This is a genomic window from Algibacter sp. L4_22 (assembly GCF_023473045.1).
In the GTDB taxonomy this organism is placed as follows: Bacteria; Bacteroidota; Bacteroidia; order Flavobacteriales; family Flavobacteriaceae; genus Algibacter.
On the sequence record NZ_JAMCOK010000007.1, the window covers coordinates 18,470 to 33,802 of the forward strand.

At 31.2% G+C, this 15,333-nt stretch carries 10 protein-coding genes; 8 read left to right on the forward strand and 2 right to left on the reverse strand.

What is annotated here, in order from left to right:
• Nucleotides 1-17 precede the first annotated feature (17 nt).
• From M4I23_RS16650 to accD, 3 genes are all read left to right on the forward strand, one after another.
• Entirely contained in the window at nt 18-2,567 is a 2,550-nt protein-coding gene (locus M4I23_RS16650) for a BamA/TamA family outer membrane protein (RefSeq protein WP_249755162.1), read from the forward strand.
• Between the two features lie 131 nt (nt 2,568-2,698).
• Nucleotides 2,699-3,766: a class II fructose-bisphosphate aldolase gene (fbaA, locus tag M4I23_RS16655; RefSeq protein ID WP_158845112.1), complete on the forward strand. Its 1,068-nt coding sequence runs from the start codon at nt 2,699-2,701 to the stop codon at nt 3,764-3,766.
• A 289-nt stretch (nt 3,767-4,055) separates the two neighbouring features.
• The gene (gene accD / locus M4I23_RS16660; protein ID WP_249755163.1) at nt 4,056-4,913 is read left to right on the forward strand and encodes an acetyl-CoA carboxylase, carboxyltransferase subunit beta; all 858 of its coding nucleotides are present in this window, start codon (nt 4,056-4,058) and stop codon (nt 4,911-4,913) included.
• 77 nt (nt 4,914-4,990) lie between these two features.
• Here accD and M4I23_RS16665 read toward each other — a convergent pair whose 3' ends face one another.
• Nucleotides 4,991-6,091, reverse strand: a complete 1,101-nt coding sequence (locus M4I23_RS16665; RefSeq protein WP_249755164.1) for a PAS domain S-box protein — start codon at nt 6,089-6,091, stop codon at nt 4,991-4,993.
• Between the two features lie 377 nt (nt 6,092-6,468).
• Between M4I23_RS16665 and rpsO the strand changes: the two genes are divergently transcribed.
• The 5 genes from rpsO to M4I23_RS16690 all read left to right on the forward strand — a co-directional run bounded on the left by rpsO (nt 6,469) and on the right by M4I23_RS16690 (nt 12,921).
• Nucleotides 6,469-6,738, forward strand: a complete 270-nt coding sequence (gene rpsO / locus M4I23_RS16670; protein WP_158845121.1) for a 30S ribosomal protein S15 — start codon at nt 6,469-6,471, stop codon at nt 6,736-6,738.
• 218 nt (nt 6,739-6,956) lie between these two features.
• Complete coding sequence (locus M4I23_RS16675) at nt 6,957-9,206, forward strand: polyribonucleotide nucleotidyltransferase (protein ID WP_249755165.1); 2,250 nt, start codon at nt 6,957-6,959, stop codon at nt 9,204-9,206.
• Between the two features lie 86 nt (nt 9,207-9,292).
• Complete coding sequence (locus M4I23_RS16680) at nt 9,293-11,176, forward strand: histidine kinase (protein WP_249755166.1); 1,884 nt, start codon at nt 9,293-9,295, stop codon at nt 11,174-11,176.
• Nucleotides 11,177-11,197: 21 nt separating this feature from the next.
• Nucleotides 11,198-11,947 (forward strand): LytTR family DNA-binding domain-containing protein, encoded by a 750-nt coding sequence (locus M4I23_RS16685; protein ID WP_249755167.1) that lies wholly within the window; start codon nt 11,198-11,200, stop codon nt 11,945-11,947.
• 272 nt (nt 11,948-12,219) lie between these two features.
• A complete protein-coding gene (locus tag M4I23_RS16690; protein ID WP_249755168.1) occupies nt 12,220-12,921 on the forward strand; it encodes a VWA domain-containing protein in 702 nt (233 codons plus the stop codon).
• Between the two features lie 117 nt (nt 12,922-13,038).
• Here the strand turns inward: M4I23_RS16690 and M4I23_RS16695 are convergent, their stop codons facing one another.
• A complete protein-coding gene (locus tag M4I23_RS16695) occupies nt 13,039-15,111 on the reverse strand; it encodes a hypothetical protein (protein ID WP_249755169.1) in 2,073 nt (690 codons plus the stop codon).
• Between the last annotated feature and the right edge of the window lie 222 nt (nt 15,112-15,333).

Below are 15,333 nucleotides of genomic sequence, written 5' to 3' on the forward strand. Positions count from 1 at the left end.
TAAAGGACGAGTACATTTTGAAACTTCAATTCAACAATATATTAATTTCACTAGTTTGCTTTATTTGCATTACCGCATGTGATAGTTTAAAACGCGTTGCAGAAGAAGACCATGTACTTTCTGAAAACACCATTCTTGTTAACGGTAAAAAAGAAAACACCGAAATATTAAATAATTTACTTTACCAAAAACCTAACACGAAGATTCCAATATTAGGAGTTCCGTTGCGGTTACACGTCTACAATTTAGCACGTCCAAATATTGATTCTATTATAAATGCTGATTTAAATAAAAGACCAAACAAGAAAAAACATCTCGAAAATTTTCTATCAAAAAAGCAGTTAAATAAATATATTGAATCGAAGACAAAATTTAATGCTTGGCTAAAAAAAACGGGAGAAGCTCCTATTATTGTTAATGAGTTAAAAACAAAAAAATCGATAATCCGTCTCAATGATTATTACATTAACAATGGTTGGCTCGATGTAAAAACCGATTATGATATTACAAAAACAGACGATAAACGCGCTAAAATTGAATATCAAGTAGAAACAGGTGAGCCTTTTATTATCGATACGATTACTCCAAACATTAAATCGCCAATTATCGATACTATTTATCAAAAAATAAAAAAGGACGCATTAATAAAACACAACGACCAATACAGGACTGTTAATTTTGAGCAAGAACGAGAACGCATCGCTACAGAAATAAGGAATTCGGGTGTGTATCATTTCTCTCAAGATTACATTACCATGGATATTGATACCATTGGCACTAATAAAAAAATGAATGTTGGCATCCTTATTCAAGATCGAGCTATTAAAAATCAAGATTCAATTACACGTGTACCTTTTAAAATTTACACCATTAGAGATGTAAACATTATTACCGATTATTCTTTTGAAAACCGAGATAAACCTTTTCTAGATTCTATAAAATACAACGGTTACAATATTTATGCTTACGATAAAATAAAATACAGACCACGCGCACTTACCGATGCCATGTTTACCAACGCTGGCACTATTTTTAAAGATTTAGACCGAACTAGAACTTATAGACACCTCAACGAATTACGAACCTTTAAATATCCTAATATTGAGTATTACGAGCATGAAGATAACACCTTAACAGATACTATACGCTTAACCCCTTTAAAGAAATTTAATTTTGGCTTTAGTACGGATGTTTCTCAAAGTAATATTCAAAATTTCGGGTTTTCACTTAGCCCAAGTTTACAAATAAGAAATATTTTTAGAGGTGCCGAAACTTTTGAAATATCGGGAATTGCATCTATTGGCTCTTCAAAAGATAAAAACGACCCAGGCGATCCTTTTTTTGATATTAACGAATATGGTCTCGATTTAAAACTAACTATTCCTAGATTGTTTTCTCCATTTTATACCGAGCGTATTATTCCAAAATACATGTCGCCAAGCACTAGCATTAACTTATCTACAACAAGCCAAACTAATATTGGTTTAGATAAAGAAACCTTTAGTGGAGCGTTTAGTTTTAAATGGCAACCTAATAGTAAAGTGACTGATAAATTGGATATTTTCAATATGCAATACATCAACAACCTGAACATAAAAAATTATTTTAGAGTTTATACAACATCTTTCACAACACTAAACAATATTGCCCAAGAAGTTGGTTATGTTGGTCCAGATGAAGAATTAAACATTCCTAACTCCGATAACCCAAATAATCAAGCCGATGAGTTTATAGCCTATGCTTTGGCCGATACTACACCATCTGAAATATCTAGCAGTGAAGTTTCAACCATTCAAGCCATAGACGAACGGAAAACAAGACTTACCGAAAACAACTTAATACTTTCATCCAGTTTCAGCTTTACTAAAGATGGTAGAACCAATATTTTTGATGAAAATTTTTCAATATTTAAATTTAAATTAGAAGCGGCAGGAAACATATTAGCAAGTGCATCGGATTTTATTGGTCTTAAAAAAGACGATCAAGATCGATATGAGCTCTTAGGTGTTGCTTTTTCTCAGTACTTAAAAACAGAATTAGATTATACAAAACATTGGGATTTAGGTACTAAAAACGTAATAGCTATGCGTAGCTTTTTAGGTATCGCTGTTCCTTACGGAAACTCAACAAGTATACCATTTTCTAAAAGTTTCTATGCTGGTGGACCTAACGACAACAGAGCTTGGTCGGCCTATGGCTTAGGGCCAGGGAGTTCGCAAACCACAAACGAATTTAATGAAGCTAACCTAAAAATTGCTTTTAACTTAGAACATCGCTTTAATTTAATTGGTAATTTAAATGCCGCATTTTTTATCGATGCAGGAAATATTTGGAATGTTTTTGACGATGTTGAAACCGAAGGAGCCACTTTCGACAGCTTCAGTTCATTAAAAGATATCGCTGTAGGTTCTGGTACTGGTTTACGCTACGATTTTAGCTTTTTTGTTTTTAGATTCGATGTAGGCTTTAAAACCTACAATCCATCCAACGAAACACAAAACCGTTGGTTTCAAGAATATAACTTCTCAAATGCTGTATATAACATAGGTATAAACTACCCTTTTTAACCCCTTTTTATTTTCGATTTCACTATAACGTTTTAGTATAACTTTAGTATTTTCAACATAATAAATCGCAGTTTTTTATTTAAAAATTGATTACTTTTGGTAACTAGTAATTATTAATCAATAAATTAAAAATGGGACACAATATAAAACCAGGTGTAGCTACAGGCCTAGAAGTACAAGCAATTTTTAATCACGCTAAAGAAAACGGATATGCTTTACCAGCAGTAAACGTTATTGGATCGGACACTATTAATGGTGTTTTAGAAACTGCAGCAGATTTAAATGCTCCAGTAATTATTCAATTTTCTAATGGTGGTGCGCAATTTAATGCAGGAAAAGGTTTAAGTAACGAAGGTCAAAAAGCAGCTATCGCAGGTGGTGTTGCAGGCGCAAAACATGTACATACTTTAGCCGAAGCTTACGGTGTTCCAGTAATTTTACATACCGATCACTGTGCTAAAAAATTATTACCTTGGATTGATGGTTTATTAGATGCAAGTGAAGTACACTTTAAAGAAACTGGAAAACCATTATTCAGTTCTCACATGATTGATCTTTCAGAAGAACCAATCGAAGAAAATATCGCAATTTGTAAAACATACTTAGAAAGAATGTCTAAAATGGGCATGACTTTAGAAATAGAGTTAGGTATTACAGGTGGTGAAGAAGATGGTGTAGATAATTCTGATGTTGATGATTCTAAATTATACACACAACCAGAAGAAGTAGCTTATGCTTACGAAGAATTAAGCAAAGTAAGTCCACAATTTACTATTGCAGCAGCTTTTGGAAATGTACACGGTGTTTACAAACCAGGAAACGTTAAATTAACTCCGAAAATTTTAAGAAATTCTCAAGAATTCATTACAAAAAAATATGGTGTTGAAGAAAACCATATCGATTTTGTATTCCACGGTGGATCTGGTTCTACAGTCGAAGAAATTAGAGAAGGAATTAGCTACGGTGTAATTAAAATGAACATCGATACAGATTTACAATACGCTTTCATGGAAGGTATTAGAAATTACATGGGTGGAAAATCTGAATATTTAAAAGCACAAATTGGAAATCCTGATGGATCTGATTCTCCAAACAAAAAATATTACGACCCAAGAGTTTGGTTACGTGAAGGTGAAAAAACTTTTATTGCACGTTTAAAGAAAGCTTTTGAAGATTTAAACAACGTAAATACTCTATAATTATAGGTTATTTTTTAACATACATTAAGGCTCTGCATTTAGCGGAGCCTTTTTTTATGTATTATACTCTAAATCAAATAATTAAAAGGTAAAAGTCAATAAAATCACTTAGGCGTTACCACAAAATTAAAAAAAGGTTTAATTTTGCCGTCAGGCTTTCCGCTGTATCTTTTTATTTTTACTTAAAATTGCTTTGCATTTCAATTAAAAACAAAAAGGATGCCGCATCAATCCTTAACGCAGTTAACGGCTTAATATTAAAGCTTTAAACTTTAAAACACACATTACTATGTCTTGGTTTAAAAGAAAAACAAAAGGTATTACTACAACTACGGAAGAGAAAAAAGACACTCCAAAAGGACTTTGGTACAAATCTCCAACAGGTAAAATTGTAGATGCCGAAGAATTAGAAAAAAACTTTTACGTAAGTCCAGAAGATGGATACCACGTTAGAATAGGAAGTAAAGAATATTTCGAAATCCTTTTTGATGATAATAAATTTAAAGAACTAGATAAAAATCTAGATTCTAAAGATCCTTTAAAATTCGAGGATACTAAAAAATACCCAGAACGTTTAAAAGCTGCTCAAGAGAAAACAAAACTAAAAGACGCTGTGCGTTGTGCTGTTGGTAAATCTAAAGGAAAAGACATTGTAATAGCCTGTATGGACTTCGCTTTTATTGGCGGATCTATGGGTAGTGTTGTTGGAGAAAAAATTGCACGTGCTGCAGATTACTCTTTAAAAAATAAATTACCATTAATGGTTATTTCGAAATCTGGAGGAGCTAGAATGATGGAAGCCGCATTATCTTTAATGCAATTAGCCAAAACATCTGTTAAGCTTGCACAGTTAGCCGATGCTGGAATACCATATATTTCTTTATGTACAGATCCTACAACAGGAGGAACAACGGCATCATTCGCCATGTTAGGAGATATTAATATAGCAGAGCCTGGAGCTTTAATTGGTTTTGCTGGCCCTAGAATTGTGAGAGATACCACTGGAAAAGAATTACCAGAAGGATTTCAAACTTCAGAATTTTTACTAGAACACGGTTTCTTAGATTTTATAACACTAAGAAAAGATTTAAAAAACAGAGTTAATCAATATGTTGATTTAATAACAAATCAACCTTTAAGAGCATAAATAAAAAAGCGAGCCAAATGGCTCGCTTTTTTATTATAGACTAAAACCTTATATTCTCTTTAAATTTAAAAAACGCCTTATACAGCTTTCCTAAGGGATACTGAGAACTCCGTTCCTTTACCCAATTCACTTTTCACATCAATTCTTCCTCCTAACGATTCTATATGGTTTTTAGTTATAAATAAACCAACACCTCTCGCATCTTTATGCTTATGGAATGTTTTATACATTTTAAAAATATCGTCTCCATGAGTCTTCATATCTATACCTAAACCATTATCCTTAAAAGTTATTACAACAAAATCCTCACTTACTTCACTAAATAAAAACACTTCCGCTAACCTATCACTAGCTCTATACTTTAAAGCATTTGTTAAAAAATTTAAAATTATACTATCCAAAAAAGCCGGTATAGCCATAACCTCATGTTTAGGATTTACATTATTGGCTATCTTACATTTTATATTTTTTGCTAAACCACTAACATTATAGATTGCTTTACTGCAATACTCGTGAAGGTTTAAAGGCTTCACTTCCTCCTTATTCATTGATTTTATTTTAGCTACTTCACTTAAGTGAGATACCGTATCATTTAAGTTTTTTATAGATTCCTTTAAATACTCGAAATTCTCACTTTTACAGGCTGTAGATGTAGCTTCTTCCTCTGCAATAAAACCAACTAATGTTTCTAAATTAGAAGAATGCGTTCTTAAATTATGTGTAACTATATCGGCAAAGTTTGATAATCTATTATTTTGTTCTTTACTTAAATCTAGTAAAATTTTCAACTCTTCTTGATCAGATTTTTGTTGAGAAACATCATGTATTTCAGAGATAAAATACTCAGGATTCCCATTATCATCTCTTACCAGCGACACAGAAAGCCGCACCCAAACAATAGAGCCGTTTTGATGAAAATAACGCTTCTCTATAGTATAATTAGAAATATCGTCACGAAGTAAAGCACGCATAGCTCCTAAATCTTTATAGAGATCGTCTTTATGCGTAATATCTTGAAAGGTTTTTTCATAGAGTTCTTCCTTTGAGTACCCTAAATATTTCACGATACTATCATTAACTTTAATCCATTCGCCACGCATACCCACAATGGCAAGACCGCCCATGGCATAATTAAAAATGTTCTCAAATAATTTATGTCGTGAAAAACTAATAGCCATACAATGCAAGTTAATTTATACAAGGATAAAAGTTAAATGTTTTTTTTTAATTAAATCATAAAAATGAGGAAAAATACTATAAAATGCCGACAAATTACCTTTCATCTATTATTTACCATTTAAATAGCTAATTATAAGAACTATAAAAGCTTAAACAGCTCGTTTATTATCTAAAAAACATCAAAATCTAAAACTTAAAAAATGAGCAGACATTAAAACTAAAATATATAGAGACGAAACACTACATAAACAAAATTCATCAATCTAACAGTAATTCTTTTATTGTTACCTTATTTTATTTCTAAAAATCACTATATTTGCACGCTTGAAAGAAAAACTTTCGAGTTTACATAACAATCATTTACAATAATATTAGAATGTACTTATCAAAAGAAGAAAAACAAACCATGTTTGCAAAACATGGTAATGACAAAAACGATACAGGTTCTGCAGAAGGGCAAATCGCTTTATTTACACAAAGAATTGAGCACTTAACGCAACACTTAAAAAAGAACCGTAAAGATTATAATACTGAGCGTTCTTTAGTTATGTTAGTAGGTAAAAGAAGAAGCTTACTTGATTACTTAATTAAGAAAGATATCTTAAGATATCGTGCTATAGTAAAAGAATTAGGATTAAGAAAATAATCTCAATACAAAAACCACGCTTTTCAGCGTGGTTTTTTATTATATATTAACTCAATTTGAACGAGTATAACTTTCAAATTAGAAGAAGCTAGATCCCAAAATGAGTTTGGGACAAAAGGTTTTTCATTGGTCGCACACAACAACTACACACAACAACACAACGACCATTGTTTAACATAATTTGAGTATATTTATGCTTGAATTACAAGAAAAAATTTATGATTCCAAAAGTTTTTAAGGAGGTTATTGACCTTGGGGACGGTAGAGAAATCTCTATTGAAACCGGAAAATTAGCAAAACAGGCCCATGGTTCTGTTGTTGTTCAATCAGGAAAATGTATGTTATTATGTACAGTTGTTTCCAATTACAAACAAGCAGATGTTGACTTTTTACCTTTAACGGTAGATTACAGAGAAAAATTTGCTGCTGCTGGACGTTACCCAGGTGGTTTCTTTAAAAGAGAAGCAAGACCTAGTGATGGTGAAGTTTTAACTATGCGTTTAGTGGATCGTGTTTTACGTCCATTATTCCCAAAAGATTATCACGCAGAAACACAAGTGATGATTCAATTAATGTCTCATGACGATGATGTTATGCCAGAAGCTATGGCTGGTTTAGCGGCGAGTGCTGCTATTCAATTATCAGATTTCCCATTTGAATGTGCTATCTCTGAAGCAAGAGTTGGTCGTGTTAATGGTGAATTTGTAATTAACCCAACACGTGCTCAATTAGCAGAATCTGATCTTGAAATGATGATTGGAGCTTCTGCCGATTCTGTAATGATGGTTGAAGGTGAAATGGATGAAATTTCTGAGGAAGAGATGGCAGATGCTATCAAATTTGCTCACGAAGCGATTAAAGTTCAAATTGCTGCACAATTACGTTTAGCTGAGGCTTTTGGTAAAAAAGAAACTCGTGAATACGCTACTGCAGAAGTTAACGAAGAATTACAAAAAAGAATACACGATTTAGCTTACGATAAATGCTACGCTATTGCTAAGAAGGGAACTTCTAAAGTAGAACGTACTAATGCATTTGCTGAAGTTAAAGAAGAAGTTAAAGCTTCTTTTACTGAAGAAGAAATGGCTGAATTTGGCCACCTTGTTGGAGGATACTACAGTAAAGCTGAAAAAGAAGCGGTTCGTGAATTAACGTTAAGCGAAGGTTTACGTTTAGACGGAAGAAAGACTGATGAAATTAGACCAATCTGGTGTGAGGTAGATTACTTACCATCTACACACGGTTCTTCTATTTTTACACGTGGAGAAACGCAAGCTTTAGCAACAGTAACTTTAGGAACATCTAGAGATGCTAACAAAATAGATATGCCATCTTACGAAGGTGAGGAGAATTTCTATTTACATTATAACTTCCCTCCTTTTTGTACAGGTGAAGCTAGACCATTAAGAGGAACATCTCGTAGAGAAGTTGGTCATGGTAACTTAGCGCAACGTGCATTAAAAGGAATGATTCCTGCAGATTGTCCTTACACTGTACGTGTAGTATCAGAAGTATTAGAATCTAACGGTTCGTCTTCTATGGCAACAGTTTGTGCTGGTACAATGGCTATGATGGATGCTGGTGTTAAAATGACAAGACCTGTTTCTGGTATTGCTATGGGATTAATTTCTGATGGTGATCGTTATGCTGTATTATCTGATATTTTAGGTGATGAAGATCACTTAGGAGATATGGATTTTAAAGTAACTGGTACTACTGAAGGTATTACTGCTTGCCAAATGGATATTAAAATTAAAGGATTAAGCTACGAGATTTTAGTGAATGCACTAAAACAAGCTCGTGCAGGTCGTTTACATATCTTAGGTAAAATTACTGATACAATTGCAGCTCCTGCAGAAAGCGTTAAAGATCATGCGCCTACAATGGTAACGCGTAGAGTTCCTAACGAATTTATTGGTGCATTAATTGGACCAGGAGGAAAAGTAATTCAAGAAATGCAAAAAGAAACTGAGACTACTATCGTTATTAACGAAGATCCAGTGACTGAAGAAGGTATTGTTGAAATATTAGGAGTTGGTAGTAAAGGTATTGATGCTGTTATGGCAAAAATAGATTCTTTATTATTTAAACCAACCGTTGGTAACGTTTACGAAGTAAAAGTTATTAAAATGCTTGATTTTGGAGCCGTTGTAGAATATATGGATGCGCCAGGAAACGAGGTTTTATTACACGTAAGTGAATTAGCTTGGGAACGTACTGAAAACGTATCTGATGTTGTTAACATGGGTGATGTTTTTGATGTGAAGTATTTTGGACAAGATCCAAGAACACGCAAAGAAAAAGTATCTCGTAAAGCCATTTTACCAAAACCAGAAGGTTATGTTGCAAGACCACCAAGAGATGACAAACGTTCTGGTGGACGTGATAACAGAGGTGCTCGTGACAATAGAGGTCGTGATAACCGTCGTGACGACAGAAAACCAAGAGAAGATAAAAAAGAAGATTAATTTTTAATTTTTCTCAAAATAAAAAAAGCTCAATAATTAATTTTATTGGGCTTTTTCTATATTGCATCAAGTTTATAAACCCTAATATGCTCACTCTCTATATTAAACAAAAAAGGCATTATTCTATTAATGCAACGTTATGTTACGTTATTATCTTTTTCACAATAGCATTTAATCCTTCAACTATAAATGCTCAAGAAAAGACTAACAAATATCAACAGATAGAAACCCTTTTATTAAAATCTAAAAAATTAGCCCAAACAAATATTGATAGTTCACTTTCTTATGCAGAAAAAGCTGTAAAAGAATCAAAATTGATAAGGAATGATACACTACTAGCAAAATCTCACTTACAACAGAGCAGTCTTTTCATTTTCAAAAAAGAGTTTTCTAAATCAGATTCCTTACTCCAAGAAAATCTTACACGAAATTTACCTAAACACATTAAAGGACTCACACTGCATAACCTAGCAACAATACAGTACTATAAACAAGATTTCCCTAAAGCTCTCTCTCTTTATTTAGAAGCTGCAGAAATTCTTGAACAAACAAAAAAAACAAAACAACTCGTTAGTACTTATTCTAATATTGGCGCTATTAATGCTTCATTAAAAAACTATAAAAATGCACAAACTTACTTAGAAAGAGCTCTTGCCTTAAGTGATTTTAACGAAGTAATAAAACTTCAAATTTTAGTTAACCTATGTAACATTTACTATAGCCAAAAACTTTTTGAAAAATATACACAAAGTATTTTTAAAGCAGAAAAACTCGCTATAAAGTACAACTCCAAAAATACATTATCTACAATATATACCAATTTAGCCATATATTTCACAAATGAAGGGGCAGATTATAACCGAGCTATTATTTATGGAAAAAAAGCAATTTCATTAAAAAAAGAACTCAACAGCACTAACACAATCAACGTTACTTACAATAATGTAGGCAATGCTTATCTTAAAAAAAAGGAATACACCAAAGCTATAAATTTTCTAGATAGCGCAAGTCTTGATGCTCAAGGCCTTTTAAAATCATATATATTCAACAACCTGAAAGAATCTTACTTAGGATTAAAACAATATAAAACAGCTTTACATTATGCCGATTTAAAAGATAAAATTAAGGATTCCATTACCAATGAGCAACAAAAAGAAAGTGTAGCAGAATTAACCGAAAAATATGAATCGGAGAAAAAAGAGCAACGTATTCATATTCTAGATACAAAAAACAAACTTCAAGCACTTACAATAAGGCAACAAAATTATTTACTTGTAGCCTTGATATTTTTTGTTTTACTAATTGCTGTTTTAGGTTATTTCGGATTCAAAAATTATAAAATGCAGCAACAATTAGATAAAGTATTATTGCAACAAAAATTGAGAAAAACTCAATTGAATCCACATTTCCTATTCAATGCTTTACAAAGTATTCAAAATTTCATATACCAAAATGACAAGGAGAAATCCAGCAGTTATCTTACTAGTTATTCCAAATTAATACGATTGGTTTTAGAAAAATCTGATGATGATTTTATCACTGTTGAAGATGATAAAACTGCTCTAGAATCTTATCTTACTCTACAACTACTTAATTACAATAATAAGTTTTCATTCACAATAAACGTTGAAGACTCTATAGATGAAGATTTTGATATGCTACCAACATTAATTACCCAACCTTTTGTGGAAAATGCCATATTACATGGACTAAAAGAGAATGTTAACGGTATTATTAGTATAAAATATTATAAGCATGACACCATTTTATATGTATCCATAACCGATAACGGTAAAGGTTTTGAAGTTAGAAAAGAAGATTCTAATCGATTACATAAATCTATGAGTATGGCAATTATAAAAGAACAATTAAAAAACCTTAATAAAACATCAAAACATTTTAAAGGCGATATTGCGATTAGTACAACACTTAAAGGCACCCAAGTTCTTTTAAGTTTTACAACCGCATAAATATATTATCTTTGCCCTCCTATGAACGCTATATCTTGTTTTATTGTAGAAGACGATCCTCAAGCATTTTCCTATGCTTCGTCCATTATAAAAAGCTATAAAAATATAAATATAGCTGGGAACTCCAACACTATTAAAGAAGCCGCAAATCTAATAAAGAAACTAAAACCCGACTTTATAATTTTAGATGTTTTTCTTATTGATGGTAATGCTTTCGAATTTCTTCATTTATTTGATACCATTGATTTTAAAATTATTTTTACCACCTCTTATGCCAAGTTTGCTATAGATGCTTTTAAGTTTAGCGCTATAGATTATCTATTGAAACCTTATAAGGAAAAAGAATTAATTTCGGCTATAAATAAAGTTATAAATGATATTAGTAAAACAAACTACCAGTCGCAGTTAAACACATTAATGCATAATATTTCTCATAAAGATGAATCTAAAAAATTAGTTCTAAAAAATGCAGATGCTATTCATGTTGTAGATATAAAAGATATTTTATACGCAAAATCAGATAATAATTACACCTCTTTTTTATTAACAAATGATAAAAGCATATTAGTTTCTAAACCTCTTAAATCATTTGATGAGAAACTAAAAAATTATAATTTTTTCCGTGTACATCAAAGTTTTTTAATTAACTTAAACTATATCACTTCATTTAACAAACGTAATGAAGAAGTTATTCTAAACGGTAATCATTCTATTCCTGTAGCTCAAAGCAGAAAAAAGAATTTACTTACTTATATTGATGAATTATTCTAAGCGCATTAGCTAGAATTCTCTTCAATAAGGCTCCATTTCTAGATGCTTCACGTTAAATTCTCATTTGTAGAAATATTCATCTTTAAAAGATTTAACTTTACTTCTAGAAAATAAGAACACCATTATATCAATACTATCCATTACACTATTGCTTTCCTGCAAAAAAGATATAAATAACCCAAAACAATAAACTGACTGAATACGTTTCGACCTAAAAGATAATTAGGGAAAGACATATTTCTAAACACTAATAAAAAAAAATTATAATCAAAATGAAAAAAACTTTAACAGTATTTACTCTAATTACTATTTGCACGCTATTTCAATCGTGTTATGTTATGAAAAAATCTGATGATTTTTACAAAATTGAAACATCAAACCTTAACACCCTTTACCTTATTGATGTTTCTGGTAGTATGGAAGGCATAGACGAAGGCTCCGTAAAAGACCAAGTTATGAGAGAAGTTGGAGACACAGCAGGCAATCAGGTAAGTAAAATTATTGGTGGAAAAGTAGGGAGCCTTCTTGGCAAACAAGTCTCTAAAGAAGCGACTAAACTAGGTGCTGTAAAACGTAAATTAATACCTGCAATAAAAGGCCTGCCTGACGGTAAAAAATTCATTGTATTTACTTTTAGTGATGAGGTTACAAAACAGTCTACAGAATTTAGGATCGCCGACAATATGTCGAGAACCTCTTCAAATATTTTTGTAAAAAACCTGAAAGCCAAAGGAGGCACAGATACTTTAAAAGGCCTTCTAGAAGCTTTATCTATGAATGATGTACAAGAAATAGTATTAATGAGTGATGGTCTACCAAATAGTGGCCCTGAAGCTGTACTTGAAGAAATACGCAAAGTAAACACAAACAATGTAATAATTCACACTATTGCCTTTGGAGAAGATGCCGATTTAGATTTTATGAGAACGTTAGCTCAAGAAAACAACGGAACATTTATTACTTCAAAAATATAAATAGTTAGAATGAGAGAAATTAAATAACTATTTTTTAATTTTCTAAAAAACATAAAAAGCCCAGTAATTTACATTTACTGGGCTTTTTTTATGAGACAGATATAAAGACAATCTTATCTAATTCAATAATTCAGGATTATTAAGAATCAATTCTATCTTTTTAATAATTACTGTAATTTGATTCATTTGCAACTCTATATTTCTAAAGTAAAGACTAATATCCCTATTTACCCAACTTTCTGAAATTACTCTTGCTCCTAAACTAATTCTTAATATAGCACTTTCAATATCATTACTATACTTTACATTAACTGCTTGTCCTATATGACATTTTTGACCAGCAAGCCTAATAATTTCTAAAGGTGAACCTTGAAATTGATCAGATAAATCAGAATTTAATAATGTATAAACCTTTTTTACTTGATCTATGGATAATGCTTTATTGTTTCTAAGAATAAAGAAAGGATAAATAGTACGGATATTTCTTATTCCAAACTCTTTACTATTATAACTATTAGTTTTTGTTTCATCACTATAAGTTGGCTCTAAAAATGAAGCTTCCTTTATTGATTCATCAACAAAATCACAAAACATTTCAATACCCATATTTCTATAAAGAATTGGCGTTTTAAAATACCTATCCATTTCAACAATGGCAGCATTCCAACGCATGTAAGAACCGTAATTATATCCACTAGATAAATCATTTGAACAGCACCATGAAGTTGGCCAATCGGAATGATGGTAATATTCAGTTAACCCCTTTGGTAACGTATCCTTTAAAGAATCTATTACTTTACTAACGTTTTTAGGCAGAATTAATGCACCAGAATATGGAGGGCCAGTAAAGTATTTACTTCCTGTTATAGTTACAATATATCCTTTGCTTAAATAATTTTTTATATCTGTAGGGTCTAACCTAAGTTGGGCCGCATCTACAATAACTTGCATTGATAAATTATTAAACGTATTTAATCTTTGAATAAGTTCGTCACTAGGAGATTGATAGCCCAATTTTGATTGATCCATGGTATGCAATACCACATGCCTTCCCAATTCATTAGTTTTAGAAATTGCATTAAAAACTTCTTCATCTAATTGACTAGACGATTTTAACACTCCTTTTTCATCTCTAAAAGGAACTTTAATTAAATCAATATCTCTAAAGCCTTCAATTCTATCACCTTTTTTAACAGGATGATTTAAAGCTGTTGTGTTTTCAAAATGACATCCTTTTAATGCGGCAGGTACACCACTACCCGTTTCATCAGAAGCGACTAAAACATGTGTAATATCTTTATTCGAAATAATTTGAGTTATGGCCGCTATTTGAAGTGCCGAATCGGTACCTGATGGGGAAAAAATTATTTGACATTCGTCATTTAATTTAAATATTTTTTTAAGGTTGTTTTTTAGTAACTCAGAAAACTCAATAGTGGCATTTCTAAAACCATTTTTCAAGCTATTTCTTATTAATATACTTCTAACTTTATCGGTTTTATCAAATGCAAAATTAGAAACACTTGAAGCCGTAGATGAAGCAAAAGTAAATGCATCAGGCCTAGGAAATGGACGACAACCATATTTATTTAATAAATTAATTTCGTCTATATTCAATCTTAGATCACCACCGTCCATTAATAAATATTCCGTTGGTTTTGCAAGATTTTCAATAATAGGTATCCAAGAATCCTTAAAAACTTTGTTGGTATTATTTAAACCATGAAAAGCTTGCAGTTCGTCATACTTCAATAACGATTCAGTATTTAATTCTTCATCACTTTTAATTAAATTAATTAAAAATGAATCAAGAGATTCTAATTTTTCCTTATCATCTTTTGGCAATAATTTATAAAATATCCTAGTTACTTTAAGTGCTGCTATATCGCATAAAACAGTATCATGCTTTTCGCTACCCAAAGCTTTATACCAAAGCTGCCATTCAATACCATATCTTAAATAAACTAAAGCTAAAACAGGTTTTTTTAAAAATGATGTTCCAATTATAATAGATTTGTTAGGTACAATTTTAAATGCATTAGGCTCACTTGTAGAGGTAATAATGTTTATGTTATTTATCTTTGGTACCGTATTAAATCTTTTTAAAACGTGAACCAGATAATTCACATTTTCTTTTTCAAATAAACTAGTTCTTTTATACTGATCTTCAATAAGTACATTATTTTTCATTGGTATTCTAATTTAAAATATTTATCAGAACAAGGTTTTCAAACAGAAATATATTATTGATTACCTAGCACTCCAAATTTAATATTTATTCTATTATTAAAGTTTAAAAAGCCCGTATCCAATTGAGACTTTTAAGTGATTTGGTGGCAAATATTGCGTATTCAATATTATCTTGGATAATATTAAACTATTACCATGTAACTATTTATTTTATACAACTGA

Excerpts from the sequence above, each read along its gene's own strand:
- M4I23_RS16665 (WP_249755164.1), bottom strand. The coding sequence starts at position 6,091 with ATGGCTATTAGTTTTTCACGACATAAATTATTTGAGAACATTTTTAAT.
- M4I23_RS16690 (WP_249755168.1), top strand. The coding sequence starts at position 12,220 with ATGAAAAAAACTTTAACAGTATTTACTCTAATTACTATTTGCACGCTA.
- accD (WP_249755163.1), top strand. The coding sequence starts at position 4,056 with ATGTCTTGGTTTAAAAGAAAAACAAAAGGTATTACTACAACTACGGAA.
- M4I23_RS16695 (WP_249755169.1), bottom strand. The coding sequence starts at position 15,111 with ATGAAAAATAATGTACTTATTGAAGATCAGTATAAAAGAACTAGTTTA.
- fbaA (WP_158845112.1), top strand. The coding sequence starts at position 2,699 with ATGGGACACAATATAAAACCAGGTGTAGCTACAGGCCTAGAAGTACAA.
- M4I23_RS16680 (WP_249755166.1), top strand. The coding sequence starts at position 9,293 with ATGCTCACTCTCTATATTAAACAAAAAAGGCATTATTCTATTAATGCA.
- M4I23_RS16685 (WP_249755167.1), top strand. The coding sequence starts at position 11,198 with ATGAACGCTATATCTTGTTTTATTGTAGAAGACGATCCTCAAGCATTT.
- rpsO (WP_158845121.1), top strand. The coding sequence starts at position 6,469 with ATGTACTTATCAAAAGAAGAAAAACAAACCATGTTTGCAAAACATGGT.
- M4I23_RS16675 (WP_249755165.1), top strand. The coding sequence starts at position 6,957 with ATGATTCCAAAAGTTTTTAAGGAGGTTATTGACCTTGGGGACGGTAGA.